The sequence below is a fragment of the Rhizobium sp. Root274 genome, from assembly GCF_001429245.1.
GTDB lineage: Bacteria > Pseudomonadota > Alphaproteobacteria > Rhizobiales > Rhizobiaceae > Allorhizobium.
This window is the reverse complement of record NZ_LMJE01000001.1, coordinates 1,473,926-1,498,699: the sequence shown is the minus strand read 5'-3', so window position 1 is coordinate 1,498,699 and position 24,774 is coordinate 1,473,926. Positions and strand designations below refer to the sequence as shown.

Annotated in this window: 28 protein-coding genes; 13 read left to right on the top strand and 15 right to left on the bottom strand. The window is 62.4% G+C overall.

Annotated features, from left to right (window positions below; all coding sequences use genetic code 11):
- Positions 1 to 34: 34 nt before the first annotated feature.
- The 5 genes from ASE36_RS07400 to ASE36_RS07390 form a co-directional block, all read right to left on the bottom strand.
- Complete coding sequence (locus tag ASE36_RS07400) at positions 35 to 394, bottom strand: nuclear transport factor 2 family protein (protein WP_062277093.1); 360 nt, start codon at positions 392 to 394, stop codon at positions 35 to 37.
- Between the two features lie 61 nt (positions 395 to 455).
- Positions 456 to 593: a hypothetical protein gene (locus tag ASE36_RS22765; protein ID WP_156378583.1), complete on the bottom strand. Its 138-nt coding sequence runs from the start codon at positions 591 to 593 to the stop codon at positions 456 to 458.
- A 107-nt stretch (positions 594 to 700) separates the two neighbouring features.
- Entirely contained in the window at positions 701 to 862 is a 162-nt protein-coding gene (locus ASE36_RS22855) for a hypothetical protein (protein WP_200945157.1), read from the bottom strand.
- A gap of 152 nt (positions 863 to 1,014) precedes the next feature.
- Entirely contained in the window at positions 1,015 to 2,037 is a 1,023-nt protein-coding gene (gene rsgA, locus ASE36_RS07395; RefSeq protein ID WP_082510958.1) for a ribosome small subunit-dependent GTPase A, read from the bottom strand.
- A gap of 169 nt (positions 2,038 to 2,206) precedes the next feature.
- Positions 2,207 to 3,115, bottom strand: coding sequence for a DMT family transporter (locus tag ASE36_RS07390; protein ID WP_062277088.1), 909 nt, complete (start codon positions 3,113 to 3,115; stop codon positions 2,207 to 2,209).
- Between the two features lie 331 nt (positions 3,116 to 3,446).
- Here ASE36_RS07390 and ASE36_RS07385 point away from each other — a divergent pair, with 331 nt between their 5' ends.
- Positions 3,447 to 4,193, top strand: a complete 747-nt coding sequence (locus ASE36_RS07385) for a helix-turn-helix domain-containing protein (RefSeq protein ID WP_062278187.1) — start codon at positions 3,447 to 3,449, stop codon at positions 4,191 to 4,193.
- Between the two features lie 152 nt (positions 4,194 to 4,345).
- Positions 4,346 to 5,803, top strand: a complete 1,458-nt coding sequence (locus ASE36_RS07380) for a sensor domain-containing diguanylate cyclase (protein WP_062278185.1) — start codon at positions 4,346 to 4,348, stop codon at positions 5,801 to 5,803.
- Between the two features lie 71 nt (positions 5,804 to 5,874).
- On the opposite strand, the gene ASE36_RS07375 is transcribed toward ASE36_RS07380, so the two are convergent.
- Positions 5,875 to 6,870 (bottom strand): aldo/keto reductase, encoded by a 996-nt coding sequence (locus ASE36_RS07375; RefSeq protein ID WP_062277085.1) that lies wholly within the window; start codon positions 6,868 to 6,870, stop codon positions 5,875 to 5,877.
- A gap of 145 nt (positions 6,871 to 7,015) precedes the next feature.
- Between ASE36_RS07375 and ASE36_RS07370 the strand changes: the two genes are divergently transcribed.
- A complete protein-coding gene (locus tag ASE36_RS07370) occupies positions 7,016 to 7,906 on the top strand; it encodes a LysR family transcriptional regulator (protein WP_062277082.1) in 891 nt (296 codons plus the stop codon).
- A 6-nt stretch (positions 7,907 to 7,912) separates the two neighbouring features.
- Here the strand turns inward: ASE36_RS07370 and ASE36_RS07365 are convergent, their stop codons facing one another.
- The 4 genes from ASE36_RS07365 to ASE36_RS07350 form a co-directional block, all read right to left on the bottom strand.
- Positions 7,913 to 8,368 carry a GNAT family N-acetyltransferase gene (locus tag ASE36_RS07365; RefSeq protein WP_062277079.1) on the bottom strand — a complete coding sequence of 152 codons (456 nt, stop codon included), beginning with the start codon at positions 8,366 to 8,368 and terminating at the stop codon, positions 7,913 to 7,915.
- Positions 8,365 to 9,315: an aldo/keto reductase gene (locus ASE36_RS07360; RefSeq protein WP_062277076.1), complete on the bottom strand. Its 951-nt coding sequence runs from the start codon at positions 9,313 to 9,315 to the stop codon at positions 8,365 to 8,367. Before ASE36_RS07360 ends, ASE36_RS07365 begins: the two co-directional genes overlap by 4 nt.
- A gap of 344 nt (positions 9,316 to 9,659) precedes the next feature.
- Positions 9,660 to 10,628 carry a GlxA family transcriptional regulator gene (locus ASE36_RS07355; RefSeq protein WP_062277073.1) on the bottom strand — a complete coding sequence of 323 codons (969 nt, stop codon included), beginning with the start codon at positions 10,626 to 10,628 and terminating at the stop codon, positions 9,660 to 9,662.
- A gap of 8 nt (positions 10,629 to 10,636) precedes the next feature.
- Positions 10,637 to 11,197 carry a cysteine hydrolase family protein gene (locus ASE36_RS07350; protein WP_062277070.1) on the bottom strand — a complete coding sequence of 187 codons (561 nt, stop codon included), beginning with the start codon at positions 11,195 to 11,197 and terminating at the stop codon, positions 10,637 to 10,639.
- A gap of 191 nt (positions 11,198 to 11,388) precedes the next feature.
- Here ASE36_RS07350 and ASE36_RS07345 point away from each other — a divergent pair, with 191 nt between their 5' ends.
- Complete coding sequence (locus ASE36_RS07345; RefSeq protein ID WP_062277067.1) at positions 11,389 to 12,375, top strand: Gfo/Idh/MocA family protein; 987 nt, start codon at positions 11,389 to 11,391, stop codon at positions 12,373 to 12,375.
- A gap of 15 nt (positions 12,376 to 12,390) precedes the next feature.
- Here ASE36_RS07345 and ASE36_RS07340 read toward each other — a convergent pair whose 3' ends face one another.
- Both ASE36_RS07340 and ASE36_RS07335 read right to left on the bottom strand, forming a co-directional pair.
- Positions 12,391 to 12,765: a GtrA family protein gene (locus ASE36_RS07340; RefSeq protein WP_062277064.1), complete on the bottom strand. Its 375-nt coding sequence runs from the start codon at positions 12,763 to 12,765 to the stop codon at positions 12,391 to 12,393.
- On the bottom strand, positions 12,762 to 13,799 hold the full coding sequence (locus tag ASE36_RS07335) for a glycosyltransferase (protein WP_062277061.1): 1,038 nt from the start codon (positions 13,797 to 13,799) through the stop codon (positions 12,762 to 12,764). Before ASE36_RS07335 ends, ASE36_RS07340 begins: the two co-directional genes overlap by 4 nt.
- 150 nt (positions 13,800 to 13,949) lie before the next feature.
- Here ASE36_RS07335 and ASE36_RS07330 point away from each other — a divergent pair, with 150 nt between their 5' ends.
- The 7 genes from ASE36_RS07330 to ASE36_RS07300 all read left to right on the top strand — a co-directional run bounded on the left by ASE36_RS07330 (position 13,950) and on the right by ASE36_RS07300 (position 19,896).
- The gene (locus ASE36_RS07330) at positions 13,950 to 15,785 is read left to right on the top strand and encodes a hypothetical protein (RefSeq protein ID WP_062277058.1); all 1,836 of its coding nucleotides are present in this window, start codon (positions 13,950 to 13,952) and stop codon (positions 15,783 to 15,785) included.
- Between the two features lie 74 nt (positions 15,786 to 15,859).
- Positions 15,860 to 17,470 (top strand): exodeoxyribonuclease VII large subunit, encoded by a 1,611-nt coding sequence (gene xseA, locus ASE36_RS07325; RefSeq protein ID WP_062277054.1) that lies wholly within the window; start codon positions 15,860 to 15,862, stop codon positions 17,468 to 17,470.
- Entirely contained in the window at positions 17,470 to 18,069 is a 600-nt protein-coding gene (locus ASE36_RS07320) for an NAD(P)H-dependent oxidoreductase (protein WP_062277051.1), read from the top strand. The genes xseA and ASE36_RS07320 overlap by 1 nt, the downstream gene beginning before the upstream one ends.
- Positions 18,070 to 18,313: 244 nt before the next feature.
- Positions 18,314 to 18,523 carry a cold-shock protein gene (locus ASE36_RS07315; protein WP_025427963.1) on the top strand — a complete coding sequence of 70 codons (210 nt, stop codon included), beginning with the start codon at positions 18,314 to 18,316 and terminating at the stop codon, positions 18,521 to 18,523.
- Positions 18,524 to 18,656: 133 nt separating this feature from the next.
- The gene (locus ASE36_RS07310; protein WP_062277048.1) at positions 18,657 to 18,881 is read left to right on the top strand and encodes a hypothetical protein; all 225 of its coding nucleotides are present in this window, start codon (positions 18,657 to 18,659) and stop codon (positions 18,879 to 18,881) included.
- Between the two features lie 30 nt (positions 18,882 to 18,911).
- Entirely contained in the window at positions 18,912 to 19,292 is a 381-nt protein-coding gene (locus ASE36_RS07305) for a DUF6481 family protein (protein WP_062277045.1), read from the top strand.
- A gap of 238 nt (positions 19,293 to 19,530) precedes the next feature.
- Positions 19,531 to 19,896, top strand: coding sequence for a hypothetical protein (locus ASE36_RS07300; protein ID WP_062611279.1), 366 nt, complete (start codon positions 19,531 to 19,533; stop codon positions 19,894 to 19,896).
- Between the two features lie 77 nt (positions 19,897 to 19,973).
- Here ASE36_RS07300 and ASE36_RS07295 read toward each other — a convergent pair whose 3' ends face one another.
- From ASE36_RS07295 to ASE36_RS07285, 3 genes are all read right to left on the bottom strand, one after another.
- Positions 19,974 to 21,224, bottom strand: a complete 1,251-nt coding sequence (locus ASE36_RS07295; protein ID WP_062277040.1) for an aminopeptidase — start codon at positions 21,222 to 21,224, stop codon at positions 19,974 to 19,976.
- Positions 21,225 to 21,313: 89 nt separating this feature from the next.
- The gene (gene ybaK / locus ASE36_RS07290; RefSeq protein WP_062277036.1) at positions 21,314 to 21,787 is read right to left on the bottom strand and encodes a Cys-tRNA(Pro) deacylase; all 474 of its coding nucleotides are present in this window, start codon (positions 21,785 to 21,787) and stop codon (positions 21,314 to 21,316) included.
- A 3-nt stretch (positions 21,788 to 21,790) separates the two neighbouring features.
- A complete protein-coding gene (locus tag ASE36_RS07285) occupies positions 21,791 to 22,138 on the bottom strand; it encodes an ArsC family reductase (RefSeq protein WP_062277033.1) in 348 nt (115 codons plus the stop codon).
- A gap of 203 nt (positions 22,139 to 22,341) precedes the next feature.
- Here ASE36_RS07285 and ASE36_RS07280 point away from each other — a divergent pair, with 203 nt between their 5' ends.
- Together ASE36_RS07280 and ASE36_RS07275 are read left to right on the top strand one after the other, a co-directional pair.
- Positions 22,342 to 23,238, top strand: coding sequence for a DUF3365 domain-containing protein (locus ASE36_RS07280; RefSeq protein ID WP_062277030.1), 897 nt, complete (start codon positions 22,342 to 22,344; stop codon positions 23,236 to 23,238).
- Positions 23,235 to 24,749, top strand: a complete 1,515-nt coding sequence (locus ASE36_RS07275; RefSeq protein ID WP_062277027.1) for a mechanosensitive ion channel family protein — start codon at positions 23,235 to 23,237, stop codon at positions 24,747 to 24,749. Before ASE36_RS07280 ends, ASE36_RS07275 begins: the two co-directional genes overlap by 4 nt.
- The last annotated feature ends 25 nt before the right edge of the window (positions 24,750 to 24,774 follow it).

Sequence of the window (24,774 nt, the reverse complement as noted above, 5' to 3'; positions counted from 1 at the left end):
TATGGGCGCTCGCTCTTCCCATCCGTCCCCCCCGTCAGGGGTTGATGTAGTACACCTTGTTGACGATCTTCCAGTTGCCGGCGACCTTCACCAGAGACAGGATGTCGGTGAAGCGCAGCCCCGCGAATTCGTCAATCACCGTCACGCATGCGGTGTCTCCGATGACGGTGACGGATTGAACGTCGCAGACAGGTATTGATCCGGGCGTGGCGGGGGTCTCGGCGAGAATAGCCTCGATAAAGGCATCGAGGCTGAGCCATTCTAGATCGTTCTGATAGTTTCCTATGATTGCGGCACTCGGGTGGAAGGCTGCGCGGAGCTTCCCCGCTTCGCCGAAGGCCATTGCATGGACGTAGAGAAATGCAAGATCACGAACCGCCTGCTCGTCTGTCATCGCACAAGCCCCCCTGCTTTCGCTTGGAGCTTATCACAGCGCGTCTTCCGGCTGAAGTGGGTCAGGCTGCTCTGGCCTCGCCGTCGGCTCGAACGATTGCGGTACGCCGGGCAGAAGCTGTTTTCTGCTCGTCGAGATAGAGGCGGGCATCAGACAGATCGTCGGCAATGTCCAGAAGTCGACGGGCGGCAGTCTGCATCCCTGATCAGGCTTTAAAATCTGTTGCCGGACTGTCAGAGAGCAAAGAAAAGGCCCTTTCCCTATATGCTGGCAAAGGGCCTTTTGAGTATCGGTGCCGGAGCATCATCAAAGGCTGACGCGACGGCCTTCCTTGTCGGCGGACTTGCGGTCATTGCCGTGCTTGGCGAGGATCGCCTTCGCGTCTTCGACCGAGATGCGATGCTTCTTGGCGAAGGGGATGGGTTCATAGCCCTTGGGCGCCGTGGGGGCGGTGGTGTCGTCTGCCATGCTGGTCTCCAATTCGAAACATGCCCCGGCAGGATGCCGAAGCCCTAGATGTCGCGGTAAACGGGGAAGAAAAGCTCGCATGAGGCGAGCGGATGCGACGCGTGCGAAGGGCGTCGTGTGTATCCCCTATGTAGGGATGCGCGACCGAAAGCTCAATACTTCTTCTTGCGCAGCGTCTTGTTGCCCTTGGGGCCTGTAAAGACCGGTGTGCGGTCGCGGTTCTCCGCCTGAAGCTGGCGCCAGCGGTCGAGGCGCGCAGGATCAAGCGTTCCCTCCTTGATCGCGGCCTGCACGGCACAGCCCTTTTCGTGGGAGTGGCTGCAGTCGCGGAACTTGCAGTGCGGGGCAAGGTCGGTGATTTCGGCAAACAGCGTGTCGATGCCGTCCGTGACGTCGCTGACATAGAGGGTGCGGATACCGGGCGTATCGATCACCCAGCCGCCGCCGGCAATGGCATGGAGGGATCGCGCCGTGGTCGTGTGGCGGCCCTTGGCGTCCTGCTCACGGATACTGCCGGTCTTTTGCGGTTCTCCGGCACTCGGGCCCGACAGCGTATTGACCAGCGTCGATTTGCCGACCCCCGACGAGCCGACCAGCGCCACCGTCTGCCCCGGCCCGCACCAGGGCATCAAGGGCTCGATGGCATCGGCCGAACGGGCATTGACGATCACGACAGAAAGATCCCGCTGCAGGGCGGCTGCCTGCGCGGCATAGGTCTCGGTGTCGTCCACCATGTCGGCCTTGGTGAGCACGATCACCGGCCGGGTGCCTGCTTCGTTCGCCATGATCAGATAACGTTCGAGCCGCGCCGGGTTGAAATCGGCATTGCAGGAGGTGACGACGAAGAGGGTGTCCACATTGGCGGCGGCCAGCTGGTGGCCGATGACGCCTTCGGCGCGGCGCTGGAAGACGGTACGTCGCTCCAGGCGGCGCACAAACAGATTGGTGTGAGGATCGGCGAGCACCCAGTCGCCGACGGCATAATCGGCCGTATTGGCATTCGGGGCGAGCTCAAGGATTGCTGGGCCGCTGCCATCGATCGCGTCGACGCGGTCGCGGTGAACCGACGAGATACGCCGCACGAGCAGATGGCTTTCGTCCGGCCCGACCTGCTCGGCGAAGAAGGCGGCGAAGCCCAGCCGGTCGAGGGCGGCCGTGTCGGTGAGCCGCGTCAAGGGCGGTGCCAAAGCTTGGGATTAGCGGGCATGGTCTGGCTTTCCGGCGCAGGTCAGGGATCGGTCAGCCCTCATAGCGCAGAAAGCGGACGCTGACGCGCGAAATCTGCGCGCCAAGTGATTTCATGCGGCCACACACGCCTTGGCAGGCTGTCACATATGGCCCGGCTCAGGCCGGCTGCTTTTCCGGGAGGAGTACGGTTTTACGCGCCGGCAGCTTGGCAAACATCACGGCATTGCCGGCAAGGGTCAAAAGCAGGCCGAGGCCTGAGAGGAGGGTCCAGTGATAATCCTCGTAGAGCGTCGACAAGGTGAGCGCGACGACGGGGAAAAGGACCGTGGCATAAGCCGCCTTCTGCGAGCCGATGCGCGAGACGAGCATCAGATAGGTGGTGAAGCCGACGACCGAGCCGATGGCTGCGAGATAGAGCATGGCAGCGAAATAGGTCAGCGTCGGCGGCGCGACGATCGGTGTGCCGGTCACCCCGATCAGCAGCAACAGGGCCAGCGCTCCGTAACTCATGCCCCAGGCATTGGCGGTGATCGGTGCGATGCCCGACGCGCTGTTGCGCCGCGAAGCCATGTTGCCGAGCGAGAAGAACAAGGTGCCCAAAGCCGAGAGGCCGATGCCCTTCCAGCTGTCAGGGTTGAGACTGAACAGGATGTCGACGCCGAAGAGCAGCACGAGGCCGGTGGCGCCGAGCGTTGCGGCGAGTAGCGTGCGCGGGCTGATCCGGTCGCCGAAGAAGAGGCGGGCATTGACGGCGTTGTAGATCGTCGCCAGCGAAAAGACGACCGAGATCAGGCCCGACGGCACATAGCTTGCGGCGTGGTAGAAGCAGAGGAAGTTGCAGCAGAACAGGCAGAGCGCCTGGGCAAGCACGAAGGGCTGCTGTTTCAGTGTCGGCACCTTCAGCCTACCCGTAATGACGAGCGCTGCGACCAGAATGAGCGCGGCGGTGGCGAAGCGATAGAAGACCGAAACCAGCACCGGGACAGGCCCGATCTGCAGCGCAATCGCAATCCAGGTCGTACCCCAGATCAAGACGGTGGAGGAAAACAGCAGGAAATTTGTCATCGGATGTCGTTTCATGTCTGGAAGCGGATGGACGCAAAATGCGTACAGGCGCTGCGCGGTAGCCTTGGTGAAGACTTCAACGCGCGTTTGGCGCAAAGTTCTTGCACGATCTTGCGGCGAACTCCGCCTTCGGGTGCCGTCTTGGCCAGGCAGTGGTGGGCGCCAGCCCGATTTTGCGCTAAAATGCCTGCGATATCACTGGATTGTCTCCATGCTGCATGCCTCATCCGTGTTTGGTTCGCTGTCCGCCTCGTCCCGTGCCGAGCGGCTGGATACGCTCGACCTCGGCGAGGGCAGGGCAAGCGCCATCTGGCGCAACAGCCACGACCGCATGCGATATGAGCGCGCCGACGGCCACACTTTCAGCTGTTACCTCTTCGGTGGGGATGGCACCCGCCGTATCGATGCCGGCTCTATTCATGGCTGGCCGGGCGCGCTCTGCATCATGCCGGAGGGCGCCTCATCCGAGTGGGAGATCACCGACACCTTCGAATTCGTTCATCTCTATGTCTCGGATCAGGAATTGCGGCGGCTGTTCTCGCAGACCTTCGATCGCGATGCCAGGCTGATGGTGATCCCCGAAACGACATTCGATGAAGCCCCGCAACTTGCCGCGGCACTGGGGCGCCTGGCGGCAGCGACGAGAAGCGGGGAACGGCTGCTCGCCGAACAGGCGCTGACAACGGCCGTCGGTCATCTCTTCCTCGACCCCCGCTATGGGGGCGAGAAGGCCGTGACGCTGCGTGGCGGGCTTGCGCCATTGGTTCGCCGGCGGTTGGTCGAGTTTATCGACGCCTCGCTCGACCGAACGATTTCGCTGCAGGACCTAGCGGCCCTTGCGGGTTTGAGTGAATTCCACCTGCAGCGCATGTTCACTGTTAGCTGCGGTGTCTCACCCCATGCCTTCATCCTCAATCGCCGCATCGATCGTGCCCGGCGTATGCTGGCGGACACTGATCCGATCGCCCAGATCGCCACCGCCTGTGGCTTCAGCAGCCAGAGCCATCTGACGCGCATGTTCAAGGCGGTAACCGGAACGACACCGTCGGCCTATCGCCATTGCGTAGCCTCGAACTAGGTCATCGAACGCACTGTTCATCCGGACACGTCAGCCTCGGGGCGGATTCTGCCCTTCGGGCGCAAGGTTGCATTAATCAACTCTGCCTAGGGTGCGCTCCATAAGAACCGTCAATTTTTCATGACGCAATGAATGTTCAGGCAGGCAAACTCATGACCGATTCCGTGGACGCGAATATTTTCGAACTCGCGCCGATCGCGATGTGGATCGAGGATTTTAGCGCCGTGAAAGCGCAATTCGAGGTTTGGCGTTCCGGCGGTGTGACCGATCTGCGCAGCTTTCTGCGGCAAGACGTCTCGCGGGTCGCGCAATGCTCGTCCAAGATCCGCATCATCAAGGTCAACCGCAAGACGCTCGAACTCTTCGAGGCCGCCGATCTCGACGAACTCTCCGGCAATCTCGACAAGGTCTTCCGTGACGACATGTGGGAGGCGCATATCAACGAGTTGACGGATCTCTGGGACGGCAAGACCGAGTTTGTCGGCGCCACCGCCAATTACACGCTGACCGGCCAGCGGCTCGACATCCAGCTGCGCGGCTCTGTGTTCCCTGGCCACGAGCAGACCCTGTCCCAGGTCCTGGTTACCACCGAGGATGTGACCGATCGGGAAGACGCCCGCCGGGCCGAGCTGGAAAACCGCCGTTATGCCGAAGGGGTTTTCGAACATTCCCCGGTCTCGCTCTGGATCGAGGACTTCAGCAGCATTCGCAACCTGATCGAAGACGTCCGGTCACGCGGCATCGAGGATTTCCGGGTCTTTACCGATGTGCATCCGGAGTTCGTCCGCCAATGCATGTCGGAAATCCGCGTTCTCGATGTCAATCAGGCAACGCTTGACCTGTTTGCGGCACCCGATCGCCAGACGCTCCTCATGCGGCAGGGCGAGATCTTCCGTGACGAGATGGAAAAGCCTTTCCGCGAGCAGCTGATCGACCTCTGGGACGGCCGGCTGTTTCACAGCCGCGAAGTGGTGAACTATGCTCTCGACGGTACAGTCCGGCACATCCTCCTGAACTTCGCCGTCTTTCCGGGTCACGAGCGAGACTGGTCACGGGTGCAGGTGGCGCTGACAGACATCACAGCGCGCAAGAAGGCCGAGGCCTATCTCGAATATCTCGGCAAGCACGACATCCTGACCAAGCTGCACAACCGCGCCTTCTATACCGACGAGTTGAACCGCCTGGAGCGCAAGTCGCTGCGCCCGGTCTCGGCCATCGTCATCGACCTGAACGGGCTGAAGGAAGCAAACGACGAGCGCGGCCACGATGCCGGCGACCAGTTGTTGCGTCGCTTCGGCGAGGTATTGAACAGCGTGGTGAAGGCGCCGCATCATGCCATGCGCATCGGCGGCGACGAATTCGCGCTGCTGATGCCGGGTGCGGATCATCAGGCGGCCCAGGGCATGGTGGAGACGATCCACGAGATCCTGAAGATCAACAACCAGTTCTATTCGGATGCGGCGCTCAGCATCTCCATCGGCACGGCGACGAGCGAGCCGGGCGAGAGCATGGAAGCTTTGATGAAGCGCGCCGACGACGCGATGTATGAAAACAAGCGGTCGTTCTACGCCGGAAAGCCGACTGCCGAGGGACGCCGCGCCCGAAGCTGAGGGCGGCGCCGCTTCCATTTGATGCTGGAAAGACGAGGCAGGGGACGCTGGAGCAGCCTCCCCTTGCTACGTCAGCGCCCGGCCATCTTTGCCATCGACTCATTGTAGCGGGCGCCCGCCACCTTGTCGGGCGCCACGATGGCGCCGAGTTGCGCTAGGTCCTGCGGCGACAGCATGATCTCGGTGGCCGCGACATTGCTCTCCAGATTGGCGATCTTGGTGGTGCCGGGGATCGGCACGATGAAATCGCCCTGGGCCAGCACCCAGGCGAGGGCCAGTTGGCCGGCAGTCACGCCCTTGTCGGCAGCCATTGCTTCCAGCGCAGTCACGAGCGCCAGATTGGCGTCGAAATTTTCCTGGTCGAAACGCGGAAGGCCGCGGCGGAAATCGTTTGCGCCGAGCTTACCGAGATCCTTCAGCGCACCCGTCAGCATGCCGCGCCCGAGCGGAGAGAAGGGTACGAAGCCGATGCCGAGTTCACGGCAGGTGTCAAAGACGCCATTGGTTTCCGGATCGCGGGTCCAGAGCGAATATTCGCTCTGGATGGCGGCGATTGGATGCACGGCATGCGCCCGACGCAGCGTCTGCGCACTCGCTTCCGATAGACCCAGCGCCCGGACCTTGCCGGCCTTCACCAGATCCGCCATGGCGCCGACCGTTTCCTCGATCGGCACATCAGGATCGACCCGGTGCTGGTAGAAGAGGTCGATCACCTCGACGCCCAGCCGCTTGAGGGAAGCGTCCGCCACGGCACGCAGATGCTCCGGTCGGCTGTCGAGACCGGAGGGGCGAGCGGCCTTCGCCTCGTCGCCGATGGTGAAGCCGAACTTGGTGGCGATCAGCACCTTGTCGCGATGTTTGCGCAGCGTCTTGCCGACCAGCTCTTCATTGGTGAAGGGCCCGTAGACTTCGGCCGTGTCGAAGAAGGTGACGCCGAGCTCGACCGCGCGGTCGATCAGGGCCTGGGCGGAAGCCTCGTCGATATTGGTGCCATAGGCATGGCTCATGCCCATGCAGCCAAGGCCGAGGGCGGAAGGAGTGAGAGAACCGAGACGACGGATTTGCATTAGGACCTCCTTCGAGGACTGGATCTGGAACTAAAGCCTAGCATGGCAGCGAAAGCCGGCACAGCAGGCAGAACATAAACTAGGGCGGCTGTTCAGTTCTGAAAACAGGTGCAAAGCCTCATGGCTTGTTCTATCTGTTGGAACAATGAACCGAACTCAGCTGTCCCAATTGGCCGTGCTCGCCTGTGTCGCAAGGCGCGGAAGCTTCCGCGCCGCAGCCGACGAACTGGGCATAGCGCCCTCTGCCGTCAGCCACGCCGTCTCTGCGCTGGAAAGCAGCCTCGGCCTTCGTCTGATCGCCCGCACCACCCGCAGTGCGGCGCCGACCGAGGAAGGTCGCCGGCTTCTCGATGTGCTGGTGCCAGCGCTCGGCGATATCGATACTGCGCTCACCGCTCTCTCCGACGGTCGCGCCCATCCGGCCGGCCCCTTGCGCATCACCATGCCGCTGCTTGCCGCCCAGGACGTCATCGCCCCGCGGCTCGGCGAATTCACCCGGCTTTATCCCGAGATCGAGCTTGAGATCGCGACGGATGATCGGTTCCAGGACATCGTCGAGCAGGGTTTCGACGCGGGTCTGAGGTTGGGCGAACACCTGGAGGCCGATATGGTTGCCGTGCGCGTCAGCGGACCGTGGCGTGGCGCGGTCGTGGGCGCACCCGTCTATTTAGAGCAGCATGAACGGCCGTTGCATCCGCGCGATCTGGCGGCGCATATCTGCATCCGCCGCCGCTTTTCCAGCGGCAGCATCTACCGCTGGGAATTCGAGAAGGACGGCCGCGCACTCTCCGTCGACGTGCGCGGCAGCCTCATCCTCTCGGACCAGACCCTGATGCGTCGTGCCGCGATCGACGGGGCAGGGCTCGCCTATATCTTCGACGCCCGCGTTCACCAGGACATCGAAGAGGGGCGGCTTGTCCGCGTGCTCGAAGACTGGTGCCCGCCGTTCGACGGCTTTTCGATCTATTACCCCAGCCGCCGCCAGATGCGCCCGGCCCTGCGCGCCTTCATCGATTTCTTCCGCTGGCGTGGATAAGCAGGATCAAACGAATTTCAGCCGATAGCGAACATGCCCGTCTTCGGGGGCATAGGTGTCGTAGAGCTTGCGCGCCGTCTCATTGCCCCGGTCGGTATGCCAGTAAAGCCGCGACCAGCCCTTGGCCTTGCTGATCGCGATCAGATCGTCGATCAGCGCCCGGCCGATGCCGCGACCCCGAAAAGCCGCTTTTAGAAACAGGTCTTCCAGATAGCAGTCCGGCGTCTTCACCCAGGTGGAATCATGGAAATGATGGATGGCAAAACCTGCCAGCACCCCGTCGACATCAGCCACGCGCATGGAGACGCGAGACGAAGGGTCGAGGATGCGGGCCCAGGTGTGGGCGGTCACGTCGTCAGGCAGATCCACCTTGTAGAAGGTAAGATACTGGCCCCAGAGATCGCGCCAGGCGTCCTCGTCGGCGCTCGTGGCGTCGCGGATGACGGGGGCTGAAGCACTCATGCTGCCGCCTCGCTGAGCTGAGCGATCTGCGCATCCGAGAGCGACAGCTGACCGGCAGCGATAAGGCTATCAAGCTGGCGCAGGCTGGTGGCCGAAGCGATCGGGGCCGTAATGCCGGGCTGTGCGGCGACCCAGGCGATGGCCACGGTCGCAGGGCTCGTCTGGGTTTCAGCGGCAACCGCGTCGAGTGCATCCAGGATGCGAAGGCCGCGCGGGTTGATATAGTCGCCGACCCGGTAGGCACGAGAGGAATTGGTCGTGTCCTCGGCCTTGCGGTATTTGCCGGTCAGGAAGCCGGCAGCGAGCGCATAATAGCTGATGACGCCGATTTCCTCGGCAAGGCAGAGATCCCGGATCGGGCCTTCGAACCGGTCGCGCGTATAGAGATTGTATTCCGGCTGCAGAACGTCGAAGCGCGGCAGGCCAGCCTTCGCGGCAGCATCAAGGCTCGCCTTCAGCTGCACGGCATCATAATTCGAGCAGCCGATGGCGCGAACCTTGCCGGCGTCCTTCAGACGGCCGAAGGCTTCCAGCGTCGCGTCGATCGGCGTCTCCTCGTCCGGCTTATGGGCGAGATAGAGGTCGATATAGTCAGTGCCGAGACGCTTGAGTGAGGCCTCGACAGCCTCGCCAATCCACTTGGGCGACAGCCCGGTCTTCCGCCCCTGGCTGTCGAAGCCGACTTTGGTGACGATCACCACGTCCTCACGCCGCACATGGCCCCGCGCCAACCACTGCCCGATGATTGTCTCGCTTTCGCCGCCGACATGGCCATCGACCCAGGATGAATAGACATCGGCTGTGTCGATCGTGTTGAAGCCGGCATCGAAGAATCGGTCGAGCAGGGCAAAGGAGGTCTTCTCATCGGCGGTCCAGCCGAAGACATTGCCGCCGAAAACGACGGGGGCGATCGAAAGGCCGGTGCGGCCGAGAGCACGTTTCTGCATGGGAGCCTCAAATACGGATCGGGGAACGAAAACTCGCGGGGACGCTATCAAGCGCCAGTCGCAGGCACCATTCAAAAGCTTTGATGGGTTCAGAAGCGAAATGCTTCAGGCGCCTGCGCATGGTGTCGATATGGGCTAAAGCCGTTCATTTATCCCGGCGGAAAGATGCCCGGCCCTTCGGGTTGGCTGAAACGGGCCGCCTGATCGACCGGCCGGCTTGGCCGTAGGCTGTGGCTACGACACGCGCCGGCCGGTCGACCATCCGACTCCGTTTGAGCCAACAGAACTGATTCCATTTAGAAATGAACGGCTCTGAGCAACGCCGCTTTCCAGTGTCTCCGAATTCAGTCCGCCGTCTTGCGAAAGGCGCTGGGGGACAGTCCGTGATGCTGCGCAAAGACCCGGCGCATGTGCCGCGACGAGGTAAAGCCGGCGCGATGGGCGAGGTTTTCCATGTCGAGCCGGGACTGTTTCAAGAGTTCCTGGGCAAGTGTCACCCGCATCAGGTTGACGTAGTCGACGACCGACAGGCCGACATGCTCGCGAAAAAGCCGCGACAGGTGCCGCTCGCTCAGATGCGCGATCTCGGCCAGCCGCGGTAGCGACCAGTCTCGCGCCGGATCGGCCATGATCGCATCCTGAGCGCGGTGGATTGCCGGGTGGATGTGATTACGGCCCGACAGCCAGGGCGACATCTGCGGGTCCTGGCCGCTGCGCCTGAGATAGATGACCATCTTGCGCGCGGCTGCAAGCGCGGCCTGAGGCGAAGCAAGGCGGCTGACGAGATGCAGCATCAGGTCGATGCCGGTGGAAATTCCAGCGCTTGAGAAGCGATTGCCGTCTTCGACATAGAGACGGTTTTCCAGCACGCTCGCGGTCGGGGCGAGGGCGCGCAGCTCGTCCAGACACTCGGCATGCGTGGTGCATTGATGACCTTCCATCAGCCCGGCGGCGGCGGCCAGCAGCGCGCCAGAGCAGATGGTCGCAAGTTTCGTGTCGGAGCGAACCGTCCCTGCAAGCCAGCGCGTCAGCGTCTTAAGCTCTGCTTCCCGCGCAATCTCGGCAATGCCGACCGTCAGGCTGCCGGAAATGACTAGGATCGCATTCTCCGGCAGGCTGTCGGGCAGGGGTTCCAGCCCGTCGAGAACAAGCCCGATCGAGGTCTGCTGCCGGGGCTTTGCCGAGATGTAGCGATAGTCGAAACGGACCCGGTCCTGCTCCTGGTTCGCATAGCGCAGCACTTCCAGCGGACCGGCAATATCGATCAGCAGGGTGTCGGGCGGAACGAGGATGAAGACCGGGATCACGTCCATGGCAGTTCTCAGGCGGCAGCGGAAAGGGTGCCGAGCGCCTGCTCGACAGTGGCGATGCGGGCGAAGCGACCCGACAGCACCAGTTCGGTGCGGATGCGGATGTCTTCAGCCGTGAAGACACGACCCGAAGCATGTGTCATCGGGAAGGTGAGCGTCGCCTCGGTGACGAAGTCGACATCGAAACCGAGATCGGATGCATGGCGGCTGGTGGTCTCGCAGCACTGTTCTGTGCGGATGCCGGAGACGATCACGCGGCGGATACCGCGCTCGCGCAGCCACGCCTCAAGACCGGTATCGACCAAAGCGGAATGTACGCCCTTGTGGAAGGTGACATCGGGATCGATCGTGATCTCTTCCAGCGTGCGCACCAAGCCGCTTTCGAGCGTGAAGGGTGCGTCCGTATCGACGTGGAATATCTGGACGATCGGCATGCCGACCGCCTTTGCCCCATCGGTCAGCGCCTGCTGGCGGGCGAGATAGGCGGGCAGTTCGGAAGCCTCCCAATAGGGCGCCTGGCGAAAACTCTCCTGAACGTCGACGACGATGAGGGCGGTATCTTGAGCGGACATATCTGTCTCCTGTCGTTGCGATGAAACCTAGCATAAGCCCTTTAAACCCGCCAACCATGCGCGCGCCGGACGAAAGGCGGACATTTTCGGCCATTCTGCTTGCAGCATTTACATCGCCTCGTCAGCGAACGCCGTTGCACCCTGCCGGTGCTTCCCCTAATGTCCGCCCCGACATTTTGAGGAGGAATAAGATGCTGCGTTTCGGAATTCTGTCGACGGCCAAGATCGGTCGTGAACTCGTCGTGCCGGCCATCCAGGATGCCGAAAACGCCGTCGTGACGGCGGTTGCAAGCCGCGATCTGGCCCGTGCCCGTGAAATGGCCGACCGCTTTTCCGTGCCGCATGCCTTCGGATCCTATGAGGAGATGCTCGCCTCCGATACCATCGATGCGGTCTATATTCCGCTGCCGACGAGCCAGCATGTCGAATGGGCCATCAAGGCGGCCAATGCCGGCAAGCATGTGCTGTGTGAAAAGCCGATCGCGCTGAAGGCGGACGAGATCGACGCGATCATCGAAGCCCGCGACCGCAACAAGGTGCTGATCACCGAGGCCTATATGGTGACTTACGCGCCGGTCTGGCTGAAGGTGCGCGAACTGCTGAGCCAGGGCGCGATCGGCACGCTGAAGATGGTGCAGGGCTCCTTCACCTACTTCAACCGAGATCCCGGCAACATGCGCAACATTCCCGAACTCGGCGGCGGCGCGCTTCCGGATATCGGCGTTTACCCAACCATCACCACCCGCTTCGTCACGGGCAAGGAGCCGGTCCGCGTCCAGTCGACGATCGAGCGCGATCCTGAGTTCGGCACGGACATCTACGCAAGCGTGAAGGCGGATTTCGACGGGTTCGAGCTGAACTTCTATGTGGCGACCCAGATGGCCAATCGCCAGCTGATGGTCTTCCACGGCACGGACGGATTTATCGAGGTGAAGTCGCCCTTCAACGCCGATCGCTGGGGTGCCGAAGAGGTTGAGCTCACCAATCGCGGCCACAACGTCTCGCAGATCTTCCGCTTCCCCGACAGCCGCCAGTACAAGCTGGAGGCCGAAGCCTTTGCCCGTGCCGTGGCCGGCACCAAGGGCGAGGTGGTGACGCTGGAAAGCTCAAAGGCAAACCAGAAGCTGATCGACGCGATCTACCGCGCAGCGGACAAGGATGGCTGGGAAGCGGTGTAAACCGCGTCTTCTCCATCAGCGGCGAAAGACATAGCGCGAATAGCCGAAGAAGCTGAACAGCATGGCCGCGATCGACGCGGCCACCAGCGCCGCATAGGGGCTGAGCAGGGGCGCCATGATCAACAGCCCCGCATAGACGCCGTAATTGACCACTGATGTGACGAGCCCGATAAAGCCGTAGCGGAAGCCCTCGACCACGATCGAGCGCCGCGAGGCTCCGAAGGTGAAGCGCCGGTTGAGCAGCCAGGTCGTTGTCATGGCAAGGGCAATCGCGATGGCACGGCCTGACAGCGGGCCGAGCGGCGTGTAGGTCAGCAGCAGCCAGAGTATGCCGGCATCGACCAGGAAACCGGCACCCCCGACGATCGCAAAGCGCAGGAACTTGCTCATGCCGCCCGCGAGCGGTCGCCCTTTGCCGCAGCCCGGGCCGAGCGGCCTGTCTTGGCCGAAGTCGCGTCAGCCGCCTGCTCCGACGTGAACACCGTGCGCTTGAGGGCGGGCAGGGTCATGTAGTGGATGCGCAGCTGTTCTGCCCGCGAGCGGGCCACGGAATCGAGGATCATCGCAGCCGTGAATGACAGGAAGGACATCATCATCAGCGCCATGGCGCCAATCCAGGTCGGCATGCGCGAGACGAGGCCGGTCGTGAAGAATTCGTAGAGCACGGGTGCCATGGCCGCGAGGCTGACGGCCATCAGGCCGGCCGAGATCAGGCCGAAAAAGGCGAATGGCCGCGTTTCCTTCATCAGCATGGCGAACATCCAGAGGATCTTGAAGCCATCCTTGAAGGTCGAGAGCTTGGAATGCGAGCCTTCCGGCCGGCGGCCGTAATCGAGTTCGATTTCGCAGACCGGCAGTTTCAGGCGCGAGGCATGCACGGACATTTCCGTCTCGATCTCGAAACCGGCGGAAACGGCGGGGAAGCTTTTCACATAGCGGCGCGAGAAGGCCCGGTAGCCGGAGAGGATGTCGGTGAAATCATTGCCGAACAGCAGGCGGTAAAGCCCGTTGAACAGCCGGTTGCCGAAGGCATGGCCGTTGCGCCCCGCATCGTCATGCACCCCACGCCGCGTGCCGACCACCATGTCGACCCGCTCGGTGATCAATGTGCGGATGAGTTCTTCCGCATCTCCAGGGCCATAGGTGCCGTCGCCATCGGCCATGATGTAGATGTCGGCGTCGATGTCGCAGAACATCCGGCGCACCACATGGCCCTTGCCCTGGCGCCGTTCGCGCACGACGGTTGCACCGGCGAGCATGGCGGTGAGCGCTGTCCCGTCAGTGGAATTGTTGTCGTAGACGTAGATCCGCGCATCCGGCAGGGCGACGCGGAAATCGCGCACGACCTGGCCGATCGTCGCTGCTTCGTTGTAGCAGGGCAAGAGAACGGCGATGTCGGGAGCATTGGAGGCCGAACCACTCATGGGAAACCTGTCGAAGCTGTGGAGGCCCCTATGGTCCTCTGTTGCTTTACTATTTCTTGAGAAGGTTAAGGCTAGGTTTCGCCGGAGTATCATCTTCGAAGGATTGCAAAGAGCCAGTCCATGCGCGCAACTTCGGAGAACGGGGGATTGATGGTTGACGTATCCTTACCGGCGTCCGAGCGACACTCATGGCGGGGATCTCTCCCCCTGTGGGTCGGTTTCTACAGCCTGTCCGCCATCCTCCTGATCGCTCTTCTCAACCTGCCGGGCGCGCGTGATTATGTCGGCGGCGACAACGACGACGTCATGCGCCTTGTCGAGGTGCGCGATCTGCTCTCCGGACAGTCATGGTTCGACCTAATGCAGTATCGCTTAGGCTTGGCCGGCGGCACGCTGATGCATTGGTCGCGGCTGATCGACCTGCCGATCGCGTTTCTCATCCGCCTCTTCTCCCATGTTGTGCCCGGCGAACAGGCCGAAGCGCTGGCGCTGCTGGTCTGGCCGCTGTCGCTGGTCGTGCCCTTGATGACGGCCATGGCATGTGCTGCCCGAAGGATCGGCAATGAGGCGACGCTGCATATCACGCTGATGCTGACCGCGGTCTTCTGCATCACCGGCAACCGCTTCCTGCCCGGCTCCATCGATCACCACAATGTCCAGATGGTGCTTGCTGCCATCATGGCGGCTGGACTTCTCGACCCATTGCGGGGCAGGGTCAGCCATGCGATCGCCGGCCTTGCGGCAGCAGTGGCCATCGCCATCGGTGCCGAGACGACGCCGCTGGTGGCTGTCGTCTGCGCCATCGTCGGCCTCGTCTGGATCGTGGAAGGGCCAGCCTATGCGAGCGCCGCCCGGTCCTTTTCGCTGACGCTCGCGCTATCGCTCTCGGCCCTGTTCTTCGCCACCGTGCCACCGGCCCGTTATGCGGCCGTCACCTGCGATAGTCTGTCGATCGGCTTCTACGCCATTGTCGGCATCGGCGCGGCCGCCCTCTTCTGCGCGACTTACCTTACCGGTAACACCGGCTTGCGCCCGCGCATCGCTGCCATCCTGATCACCGGTGCACTGGTTCTGGCGACCGCCGTGGTGATTGCGCCGCAATGCCTGCAAAACCCGCTCAACGAGCTTGATCCCCTGCTGAAAACGCTCTGGCTGGATGGCGTGGTCGAAGCCCAGTCCTTCCGCCAGCAATTGGCGCTCGATGCGGAAAGTTTCGGCGGCTTCTATGCCGTCGGCTTCTTCGGCCTTTGCGTCTGCATCTTCCGCATTCTCGGGCGTGACCGTGTCCGCAGCCATGTCATCCTGCTGGCGCTTCTTGGCATCAGCTTTCTCGTGGCGCTCGTGCAGGTGCGGGGCGCGACCTTCTCCAACCTCTACGCCATCCTGCCGCTCTCCCTGCTGATCTCGGATCTGCGCCGCAAAGCCAGAGACGAGCCGGAGCTACTGGGTGCCGGCCTGGTCTTTGCATTGACCGCAATCCTGTCGGTGCCCAGCGCCTGGGTCATCGGTGGGGTCCTTTTCGTCGAGGGCACGGCCGGCGTCACCAACCGGATGAAGTCGCTGGTGGAGGCGCCCGCATCGGGGCAGGCGGCGAGCACAAAGGACTGCGACATGCCGGCTTCCTACGCGGCGCTTGCCAAGTTGCCGCCAACCACGGTTGCTGCTCCCTCTGACATCGGCCCGGAAATCCTGCGCTTCACCAAGCACAGGGTGCTGACTGGCCCTTATCATCGCAACCAGGGCGGCATGCTGACCGAGCTCCATATCGGCCTTGCCGAACCGGAAGAAGCCGCCGCTTTTCTGCGCGGTGCTAACGTTGGCATTCTCGCCTTTTGCCCGGATTTCATCCAGAGCGAGAAGATTGCGACGATGAAGCCGGACGGGCTTTATGCGCAATTGGCCAAGGGCAACGTGCCCGCCTATCTGACGCCGGTTGCGATCGAGGGCCCGTCAGGCCTGAAGATTTTCACCGTCAATCTGCCCTGATCATTGCCGGGGAAACCTGCGCGGCGAAGCCGGCATGGGCTGATCTCGCCGGAAATTTCGGCTAGCAAGGGGAAATGAGCAATTTCTTCGACAGCGATTCGCCGACGAACCTCACCGAGTTTTCCGTTTCGGAACTCTCAGGCTCGATCAAGCGTACCATCGAAACGGCCTTCGATCATGTAAGGGTGCGGGGCGAGATCTCCGGCTATCGCGGCCCGCATTCCTCCGGCCACGCCTATTTCTCCTTGAAGGACGACAAGGCTCGCATCGATGCGGTCGTCTGGAAAGGGTCGTTCTCGAAGCTGAAATATCGCCCGGAAGAGGGCATGGAAGTGATTGCGACGGGCCGCATCACCACCTTTCCCGGTTCGTCGAAATACCAGATCGTCATCGAGCAGATGGAGCCGGCGGGTGCTGGTGCCCTGATGGCGCTGATCGAGGAGCGCAAGCGCCGGTTTACGGCAGAAGGCCTGTTCGATCCGGCCGCAAAGCAATTGCTGCCCTTCCTGCCGAAGGTGATCGGCGTCGTGACCTCGCCGACCGGTGCCGTCATCCGCGATATCCTGCACCGCATCTCTGATCGCTTCCCGGTGCATGTGCTGGTCTGGCCGGTCAAGGTTCAGGGCGAAGGGTCGGGCGACGAGGTGGCGAATGCCGTCCGGGGCTTCAACGCGTTTTCGCCCGGCGGTGACCTGCCGCGCCCCGATGTGCTGATCGTCGCGCGCGGTGGCGGCAGCCTGGAAGACCTCTGGAGCTTCAACGACGAGGCCGTGGTGCGCGCGGCGGCAGCGAGCGATATTCCGCTCATCTCCGCCGTCGGCCATGAAACCGACTGGACACTGATCGACTACGCAGCCGACGTGCGCGCCCCGACGCCGACGGGTGCGGCCGAAATGGCAGTACCGGTAAAGGCCGATCTGGAGGCCCAGGTCGCAACGCTCTCGGCCCGTCTTTCGGGCGCTATGAACCGCCAGATGGACAGCCGCCGCCAGAACCTGCGCGCTCTGGTTCGGGCCTTGCCGTCGCTTGATCAGCTGCTCGCGCTTCCGCGCCGCCGCTTCGATGAGGCCGCAGCCGGTCTGGGGCGTAGTCTCGAACTCAATACGATGAACAAGCGCCGGACTTTTGAACGGGCCGCAGCAAAGCTTTCACCGGACATGCTGGCCCGGCGGCTGGTGGAGCGCAGGCAGCGCCTGGCAGAGCGCACGGCGCTCGCCGAGCGCATCATCGAGCGGCTGCTCGACCGCAACAAGGCTCGTCTCGACAGGTTCGACGCCACCTTGAACGCTATGCCGTCCCGGCTGAAGGCGATGACGGAGCGGGCACGCGACCGGATTGAAGGTTTCGGACGGCGCGCAGACACGGCTGTGGTCGGCGATCTCCGCCGTGCCCGCCAGGCGCTGATCGCGCAGGACCGCGTGCTGCAATCGCTGTCCTACAAGAACGTGCTTCAGCGCGGCTATGCCGTCATTCGCGATGCAGACGATCGCCCGGTTTCGCGGGCGGCGGCCCTGGCGCATGGCCAGGCGATCGCAATCGAGCTCGCCGATGGACGTGTCGCCGCAGTCGCCGGCGAAGGCGTAGCGCCCCGGGAACCCTTGGTTGCGCAGCCGTCCCGCTCGGCGCCGGCGCAGAAACAACCGCGCAAAAGCGAGCCGCCGGCAGGGCAGGGCAGCCTCTTCTGATGGCCGCGCGGCGTTTCCTCGTCGTGCTCGCCCATCCCTTGCCGGAGAGCTTTGCCGCCTCTGCCGCCCGCACGGTGGTCGAGGCTCTGGAAGCGCAGGGTCATGTCGTGGATCTACTTGATCTTTATGCCGAGGACTTCGATCCGCGCCTCTCGGCCGCAGAGCGTGCCGCCTATATGGAACCGGGCTACCAGCCCACGGAGGTTTCCGGCATGGTTGAGCAGCTGCAGGCGGCCGATGGCCTGGTTCTGGTCTTTCCGCAGTGGTGGTTCAACCTTCCGGCGATCATGAAAGGCTTCATCGATCGCATTCTGGTCCCTGGCGTCGCCTTCGAGCACGACAAGGCGGGCGGGCGTATCGTGCCGCTTCTGACCCACATCCGCACCTTGTGGGTGGTTACCTCCACGGGGTCCCCCTGGTGGGTAGTTCACCTCTACATGGGCAATCCGCTGAAGCGCATCCTGAAGCGCGGAGTGGCGGCATTTTGCGCCAAGGGCGTCGATTTCCGCATGTTGGCGATCCACGATATGGATCGGGCAACCGAGGAAAAGCGAAAGAGGTTTCTGGCCCGGATCAGAGCCGTTTTCATGCACTTGTGACGGATAAAACGGGTTCGGGTTGTAGCGCCAAAAATTACACTTTTGATTGAAAAGAGACCTGAATCAGAACCGATGGTTGACTTTCACAAGCAAAGTCTCTATCTAGGGGTCATCGATATTTGCTTGCTAAGCTTTGGTTACCGCGCATTCGATGCGCCCTGACGAACCTTCCTTTCAAAAATCGTTATCCTGTCCGCAGCGCAGTCGCGCTGGGGAAAATCTATGCGCTACGAAAGGGTTCATCATGACCACTGGCACAGTAAAATGGTTCAATTCCACCAAGGGCTTCGGCTTCATTCAGCCTGACAACGGCGGCCCGGACGCATTCGTCCACATCTCGGCTGTCGAACGCGCCGGAATGCGCGAAATCGTCGAAGGCCAGAAGATCGCCTATGACATGGAGCGCGACAACAAGTCGGGCAAGATGTCGGCCTGCAACCTGCAGGCAGCCTGATAGATCCGGGATCTGCTTTCCCTTGACCACGGATGTACTGGCACTGTCGAAAGCGCGATCCCACGGAAGGTCAGGCAATGCGCCTGGCCTTTTTTATTACCCCCTTGCGGGTAATCCTCCGAAGGAGACCAACATGACCGATAATCTCACCAAGTCGCGTCAGACGGCGGAAGCCGCCTTCGCCAAGACGCAATCGCAGTTCCTGGCGCGTGGCCGCGCCATCGACGAACTGGATTCGATCACGGCAGCCCGCGACGAAAAGACCCTCCGCCTGCGCGAGGCCCGTCTCGCCAAGGAGCGCCAGGACCGTGAAAACGTCACAGCCGCGCTTCTGGCCAAGCGCGCGCAAAAACCTTGAATTTTCCTGAGAGAACGACTGGAGCAGAACTTGAAGTTTACCCGAGACAACGGACTTTCCGAGCGCCGCAGCACCGCCGCTGAAGCCAAGGCCGCACAATTGCAGGCCTACAAGGCTGCCAAGGAAGCCGCCGAGCCGATGAACGCTGCCCGCCAGGCCGAGCGCCTCGCCGTGGCAGCTGCCCGCGAACAGCGCCACGCCGAACGCGACCGCCTGAAGGCGGAGGAACAGGCGCGTCTGAAGGCCGAAGCCGAAGAACGCCAGGCCGCTACCGAAGCTGCCGCCCGTGCTGAAACGGAGGCCCGCGAGGCCGCCGAAAAGAACCGCATCTCCCGCGTCGTCGAAGACGAAGCGGCCCGCAAGGCCGAACGAGACCGACGCTACGCTGCCCGCAAGGCACGCCAGGGCTGAGAAACGGCAGGCATCTTGGATCCGGGAGAATCCCGATCGACCCCAGGGATCGCCAGCCGCACTGGCCGGATCAAGTGGCCCGGCGCATTCCGGCTATGGCTGCCGCTGGGCGGCAGTTTAATTGCGCGCAATTGATCACCTTGACGTGACGACGCTGGAAATCCGCCGGGGGAGTGACCACATGATACTCGACACCCCGGATGGCCTCCCAAGCATCCGGCCTTCAAAGGAGAATATCATGATCAGGAAAGCTGCATTGGCCCTCGCCATGGCCGTCACCCTGGGCGCTGCGTCGGCTCAGGCTGGAAATTATGTCGAAGTTCAGAAGCTGACCCCGCAAGAGGTCCTCTTTGGCAAGCATTACGATGACAATGTCACCGCCATCCGGGTGGTCGGTAGCGGTGGTCGCGGCGACCGCGACGATCGCGACGACCTGCCCTTGCAGGTGACCTTCCCGACTGGCAACAGCCTGCGCATGGCTCAGGCCCGGGTTGCCGACGACGCGAACCTTTCGGCCGCGCTGAAGACCCGCAAGATTGCCACCCGTAACGTGCTGTGGGTCGAAACGGCGATGAATGGCGGCAAGATCGTCTATTACCGCTGATACTGAGGCCCGAATTCAAAACCCCGCCCTGGCGACAGGACGGGGTTTTTAGTTTGTGCGTAAGACTGCAGCCGCCCTCAGGCCCATTCACCCTTGCGCATGACCGGCACCTTTGAACCGTCTGCGCGAATGCCGTCGATGTCGACCTTGTCGGAGCCGATCATCCAGTCGATGTGGATCAGCGAGGAATTGCCGCCTTGCGCCTTGATCTGATCCTGGCTGAGCGAGGCGCCGTCGAGGAAGCACTTCGAATAGCACTGGCCGAGTGCGATATGGCAGGAGGCATTCTCGTCGAACAGCGTGTTGTAGAAGAGCACGCCCGATGCCGAGATTGGCGAGGAATGCGGCACCAGCGCCACTTCGCCGAGACGCCGGGCACCTTCGTCGGTGTCGAGCACCTTGTTGAGCACTGCCTCGCCCTTTGAGGCCTTCGCCTCGACGATCCGGCCGCCTTCGAAGCGTACCTGGATATCGTCGATCAGCGTGCCCTGATGCGAAAGCGGCTTGGTTGAGGACACATGGCCCTCCACCTTCAGCGCATGCGGCGTGGTGAAGACTTCTTCCGTCGGAATGTTGGGATTGCAGGTAACGCCGTTCTTCGCGGTGGAGGCGCCACCATGCCACTCATGGCCGTCGGCGAGACCGACGGTGAGGTCCGTGCCGGGGCCGGTAAAGTGCAGGGCGGCAAAACGCTCACCATTCAGCCAGGTCGAGCGCTTCTTCAGTTCAGCGTTATGCTCGGCCCAGGCTGCAATCGGATCCTCACGATCGACGCGCGAGGCGGCGAAGATGGCGTCGGCCAGCTTGCGCACGGCCTCCTCGATCCGCATGTCAGGGAAGACGAGCTTCGCCCAGGACGGGTTGGGATAGGAGCAGATGTTCCAGTTGATATCGAAGTTCGAGATATGCTCCAGCGCCGGCTTGTAGGCGATCGAGGTCGCCTTGTTGGCGCGGCCGACCTTGGCAGGGTCTTCCTGCGAAAGCAGCATCGGATTGTCTCCGGCGATCGCCAGGCGCGCTGCCCCATTTTCGTAAGCCTTTGCCATGCCGTCATAGAGCCAGTTCGGCGCACGATCGAAGCTCTCGTCATGGCCGTGGCGATAGCGCGCGAGCGTCGTCTCCTCGTCCGAATAGAAGGTGGTGATGGTCGCGGCCCCAGCCTTATAGGCATGCGCCGTGATCAGACGCACCAGCGGCACGGCCACGAGCGGCGCGGTCAGCACCAGGTCCTGCCCCTTTTGCAGCTGCAAGCCGACCTTAATCGCTACCTCGGCGAGCTTGTCGAGCTTGGTCGGATCGATGGAGGCGGAATAATCGGGCAGGGTCATCGGGCATTCCTGTTTCATGTTCGGGTGCTGCAGACTTAAGCGCAAAGGTGGCGAAGTCTAGACGGGTGGTCTTCCAGGATGTGAGCCTTTCAGGCTGTGAGCGGTACCGCAATAGCGACGAGGGCTTGCAGCGCATCCTTCGGCGAAAGCCGAACCTGCAGACCGCGCTGGCCGCCATTCATGTAGACCAGAGCCTCGTCCATCGCGGAGATCTCGATCGCGGTCGGCACCCGCTTCTTCTGGCCGAAAGGGCTGATGCCGCCGACGACGAAGCCGGTAAGTTTTTCCGCATTGGCGGGTTTCATCATCGCCGCCGATTTGCCGCCGAAGGCGCTGGCGAGCTTCTTCATGGAGACCTCCTTGTCGGAGGGCACGACGACGCAGACCGGCTTGCCGTCGAGTTCGGCCATCAGCGTCTTCAACACCCGCGACGGATGCTCGCCGATCGCTTCCGCCGCCTGCAGCCCGATGCGCTCGGCATTCGGATCGTAGTCATAGGTCGCGGTGGTATAGGCCACCCCGGCCTTGTCGAGAAACTGCGTCGCGCGGGTGGTTTTCGCCATGGGTCAGGCCTTGAACGTCTGCTGGTAAGTCTCCGGCTTGAAGCCGACGACAAGCGTGCCGTCCACGTCCAACACCGGGCGCTTGATCATGGAGGGCTGCTGCAGCATCAGCGCCTTGGCCTTTGCTGCATCAAGCCCTTGCTTCTGCGTGTCGTCGAGCTTCTTGAAGGTGGTGCCGGCCTTGTTGAGCAGCACCTCCCACCCGACCTTGCCGATCCAGCCGTCGAGCACTGCCGCATCTATTCCCTTGGCCTTGTAGTCGTGGAAGTCATGCGCCACGCCATGGCTCTCGAGCCAGGTGCGCGCCTTCTTCATCGTGTCGCAGTTCTTGATGCCGTAGATCGTCGTCATGGAGGGCGTCCTTCAAATATCTGCCGAGAGATAGCAAGCAGGGCGGCAAATTCAAAGCGTCGGACACCGTTTCCGCCTGCCGAAAAAATAGGTCACTTTTGGACGGCGTGGCCAATTGCCACGGCATAGTTAAGCGATATGCTGCATCGCATTAGCATCTTTTCCATCGCATGCCCGTCGGACCCGCAGCGCTTGGAGGCTCCATGCGGATAGAGTTTCGTCTCGGCTTGATTTTGGCCGTCTGTTTTGTCTTCGGCCTGCTCATCGCCGGCTATATTTCCTACACACTCGAATTTCGTCAGGCCCGCAGCGAGGTGAACGAAAAATCCCGCGTCCTCCTGGAAATGGGATTGGCCATGCGCAACTACACCAGCAGCCAGGTGGCGCCGCTGGTGAAGGCGCTGGGATACGAAGAGTTCCATCCGCAGATGGTCCCCTCTTACGGCGCCCAGACCACGCTCGGCATCCTTCGGGAGAAATTTCCCGACTATCGCTACCGAGAAGCATCCCTGAACCCTACCAATATCGATGACCGCGCCAATGACTGGGAAGTGACGCTGTTGCAGAACTTCCAGGACGATGCGGAGCTGAAGGAGCAATCGGGCGAGGTGGGTACGGGGGCCGAACGCCGCTTCTATCTCGCAAGGCCGCTCCGCATGCCGAGCGAAGCCTGTCTGCAATGTCACTCGACGCCGGAGGTGGCGCCGGCTTCGATGGTGGCGAAATATGGCAACAACGGTTTCGGCTGGAAAATGGGCGACGTGATCGGCATGCAGCTCATCGAGGTGCCGGTGGCCGGGCCCAATCGCCAGGCGGCCAAAAGTCTTGCCGTCACACTCGGCGCACTCACCTGCGTCTTTGTCCTCTCGCTCGCGATCTTCCTTCTGCTTTTGCGCCGCTATGTGACACATCCCCTGGAAACCATCACCCGCCAGACCATCGAGACCAGCCTTGGAGCGGAATGGCAGGGGGCCGAACCGCGGGTGCGCATGAACGGCCAGTTCTACGACCTTGAGCAATCGATCTCGCGACTGCGCACCAGTCTCAACGAGGCACTGCGGCTCTTTCCGGATCTTGGCGGCAGGAAGAACGACCGATGAGTTACCTGCTGTCTGCACTGCTTGTCGCCTCGACCGCCCTCACCTGGCTGCTCTTCGTCACCCTGGCGCCTGACAGCGCTGATTGGGCGCCGGTGCTGCGCGACACGGCTTTATTCCTGACGGCACTCAGCGTCGCACGTTTCGTCGAAGTGGCGGTCGGCACCTTCGTCGACGATTCCGACGGCAACAGCCGGACCACCGATCTCGTCAAGGTCATGAGTTCGATCGTCATCTACATTGCCGCCATGCTCATCTGGCTGCATTACGGCACGGCGTTCGACATCACCAGCCTGCTCGCCACCTCCGCGATCGTCTCGCTGGTGCTCGGCTTTGCCCTGCAGAACACCCTGGGCAATCTCTTCTCCGGCCTCTCGATCGAGTTGGAGCGTCCGCTCAGGGTGGGTGACTTCATCCGCAAGGGCAGCGTCGAAGGCGAGGTGGTGGCCTTGAAATGGCGCTCGATCTTCCTGCGCACGCCCGATGGCAGTTCGGTCGTCCTGCCCAACAGCACGCTCGCCACGGATGCGGTGGAAGTGGTCAGGCGCGGCCAGCCGGTGCGCACCGCCGTACCCTTTCTCGTGCCGGACCAGGTGCCGCCCATGCGCGTCTTCAAGGTGGTTGAGGAAGTCCTCGACCGGGGCATTCCGGGTGTCGCAGAAGATCCGCTGCCCTCTGCCGTCCTCATCGGTCCGCAGCCTGAGACGGGCGTCATGCGCTACGCTTTGCGTTGCTACACGACAAAACCGATCGACACGACCTCGCTCGCCTCGCGGGTACTGACCGCGCTCTGGTACGCCTTTGACCGGGACAACATCCCGATGACCGGCGAGGGCAGGGATGCAATCCCGCCCGCTGTGCCACAGACGGCGGCCTTCCCCAATTCTGTCGCTGATCGCGGGCGGATGTTGCGCTTCGGCCCAGGCGAAACCGTACCGCCGGAAGTCGCCGGCTTTGTCGTCGACGGGGGCCTGCACGAAGAGGTTCTGAGCCACGAGATCGATCTTCAGGCAGAACTGGCGCCGATCCTGGGGGCGGTCTTCGGTCCCAATCGATTGCCGCTGATCCCGCCAAACACCATCCGTCAGGTCGCCCGCCAGGCCGCGCTCTTCCTCGGTCCCGTCGCCTTCACGCTGGCCGAGCATTATGGCAGCCTGACCACCGATCCCTATCTGCTCTACCAGGCGCTCGCCACGCGCATTCCCGACCCGCTCGACCGCCAGCGCTTCCTCTCCAACGCCCCTGATCGCCCGCTTCGCCATCTGACATCCGGCGATGCCTTCGGCTGGGCCGACCGGTTGAAGATGGAGCCCATGGCGACCCGCAAGCGCACAGTGGTCTATTCGGCGGATCTCCTGGTGTTTGACGAGGTCGCGCAGTCCGCTCTTGCCACCCAGCCGGATGCAGAGGAACTGCGTCGCAAGATCTTGGCCTCTTCGCCGCTTCTCTCCGAACTCGGTTCCGATATCCTGTCGGCCTGGCTCCGCCGGCAGGAGCCGGCAGAAAAGGTCTAAGGCGTCCAAACGAAAAAGGGACCGT

Excerpts from the sequence above, each read along its gene's own strand:
- ASE36_RS07400 (WP_062277093.1), bottom strand. The coding sequence starts at position 394 with ATGACAGACGAGCAGGCGGTTCGTGATCTTGCATTTCTCTACGTCCAT.
- ASE36_RS22765 (WP_156378583.1), bottom strand. The coding sequence starts at position 593 with ATGCAGACTGCCGCCCGTCGACTTCTGGACATTGCCGACGATCTGTCT.
- ASE36_RS22855 (WP_200945157.1), bottom strand. The coding sequence starts at position 862 with ATGGCAGACGACACCACCGCCCCCACGGCGCCCAAGGGCTATGAACCC.
- ASE36_RS07390 (WP_062277088.1), bottom strand. The coding sequence starts at position 3,115 with ATGACAAATTTCCTGCTGTTTTCCTCCACCGTCTTGATCTGGGGTACG.
- ASE36_RS07385 (WP_062278187.1), top strand. The coding sequence starts at position 3,447 with ATGCGATATGAGCGCGCCGACGGCCACACTTTCAGCTGTTACCTCTTC.
- ASE36_RS07380 (WP_062278185.1), top strand. The coding sequence starts at position 4,346 with ATGACCGATTCCGTGGACGCGAATATTTTCGAACTCGCGCCGATCGCG.
- ASE36_RS07375 (WP_062277085.1), bottom strand. The coding sequence starts at position 6,870 with ATGCAAATCCGTCGTCTCGGTTCTCTCACTCCTTCCGCCCTCGGCCTT.
- ASE36_RS07370 (WP_062277082.1), top strand. The coding sequence starts at position 7,016 with ATGAACCGAACTCAGCTGTCCCAATTGGCCGTGCTCGCCTGTGTCGCA.
- ASE36_RS07365 (WP_062277079.1), bottom strand. The coding sequence starts at position 8,368 with ATGAGTGCTTCAGCCCCCGTCATCCGCGACGCCACGAGCGCCGACGAG.
- ASE36_RS07360 (WP_062277076.1), bottom strand. The coding sequence starts at position 9,315 with ATGCAGAAACGTGCTCTCGGCCGCACCGGCCTTTCGATCGCCCCCGTC.
- ASE36_RS07355 (WP_062277073.1), bottom strand. The coding sequence starts at position 10,628 with ATGGACGTGATCCCGGTCTTCATCCTCGTTCCGCCCGACACCCTGCTG.
- ASE36_RS07350 (WP_062277070.1), bottom strand. The coding sequence starts at position 11,197 with ATGTCCGCTCAAGATACCGCCCTCATCGTCGTCGACGTTCAGGAGAGT.
- ASE36_RS07345 (WP_062277067.1), top strand. The coding sequence starts at position 11,389 with ATGCTGCGTTTCGGAATTCTGTCGACGGCCAAGATCGGTCGTGAACTC.
- ASE36_RS07340 (WP_062277064.1), bottom strand. The coding sequence starts at position 12,765 with ATGAGCAAGTTCCTGCGCTTTGCGATCGTCGGGGGTGCCGGTTTCCTG.
- ASE36_RS07335 (WP_062277061.1), bottom strand. The coding sequence starts at position 13,799 with ATGAGTGGTTCGGCCTCCAATGCTCCCGACATCGCCGTTCTCTTGCCC.
- ASE36_RS07330 (WP_062277058.1), top strand. The coding sequence starts at position 13,950 with ATGGTTGACGTATCCTTACCGGCGTCCGAGCGACACTCATGGCGGGGA.
- xseA (WP_062277054.1), top strand. The coding sequence starts at position 15,860 with ATGAGCAATTTCTTCGACAGCGATTCGCCGACGAACCTCACCGAGTTT.
- ASE36_RS07320 (WP_062277051.1), top strand. The coding sequence starts at position 17,470 with ATGGCCGCGCGGCGTTTCCTCGTCGTGCTCGCCCATCCCTTGCCGGAG.
- ASE36_RS07315 (WP_025427963.1), top strand. The coding sequence starts at position 18,314 with ATGACCACTGGCACAGTAAAATGGTTCAATTCCACCAAGGGCTTCGGC.
- ASE36_RS07310 (WP_062277048.1), top strand. The coding sequence starts at position 18,657 with ATGACCGATAATCTCACCAAGTCGCGTCAGACGGCGGAAGCCGCCTTC.
- ASE36_RS07300 (WP_062611279.1), top strand. The coding sequence starts at position 19,531 with ATGATCAGGAAAGCTGCATTGGCCCTCGCCATGGCCGTCACCCTGGGC.
- ASE36_RS07295 (WP_062277040.1), bottom strand. The coding sequence starts at position 21,224 with ATGACCCTGCCCGATTATTCCGCCTCCATCGATCCGACCAAGCTCGAC.
- ybaK (WP_062277036.1), bottom strand. The coding sequence starts at position 21,787 with ATGGCGAAAACCACCCGCGCGACGCAGTTTCTCGACAAGGCCGGGGTG.
- ASE36_RS07285 (WP_062277033.1), bottom strand. The coding sequence starts at position 22,138 with ATGACGACGATCTACGGCATCAAGAACTGCGACACGATGAAGAAGGCG.
- ASE36_RS07280 (WP_062277030.1), top strand. The coding sequence starts at position 22,342 with ATGCGGATAGAGTTTCGTCTCGGCTTGATTTTGGCCGTCTGTTTTGTC.
- ASE36_RS07275 (WP_062277027.1), top strand. The coding sequence starts at position 23,235 with ATGAGTTACCTGCTGTCTGCACTGCTTGTCGCCTCGACCGCCCTCACC.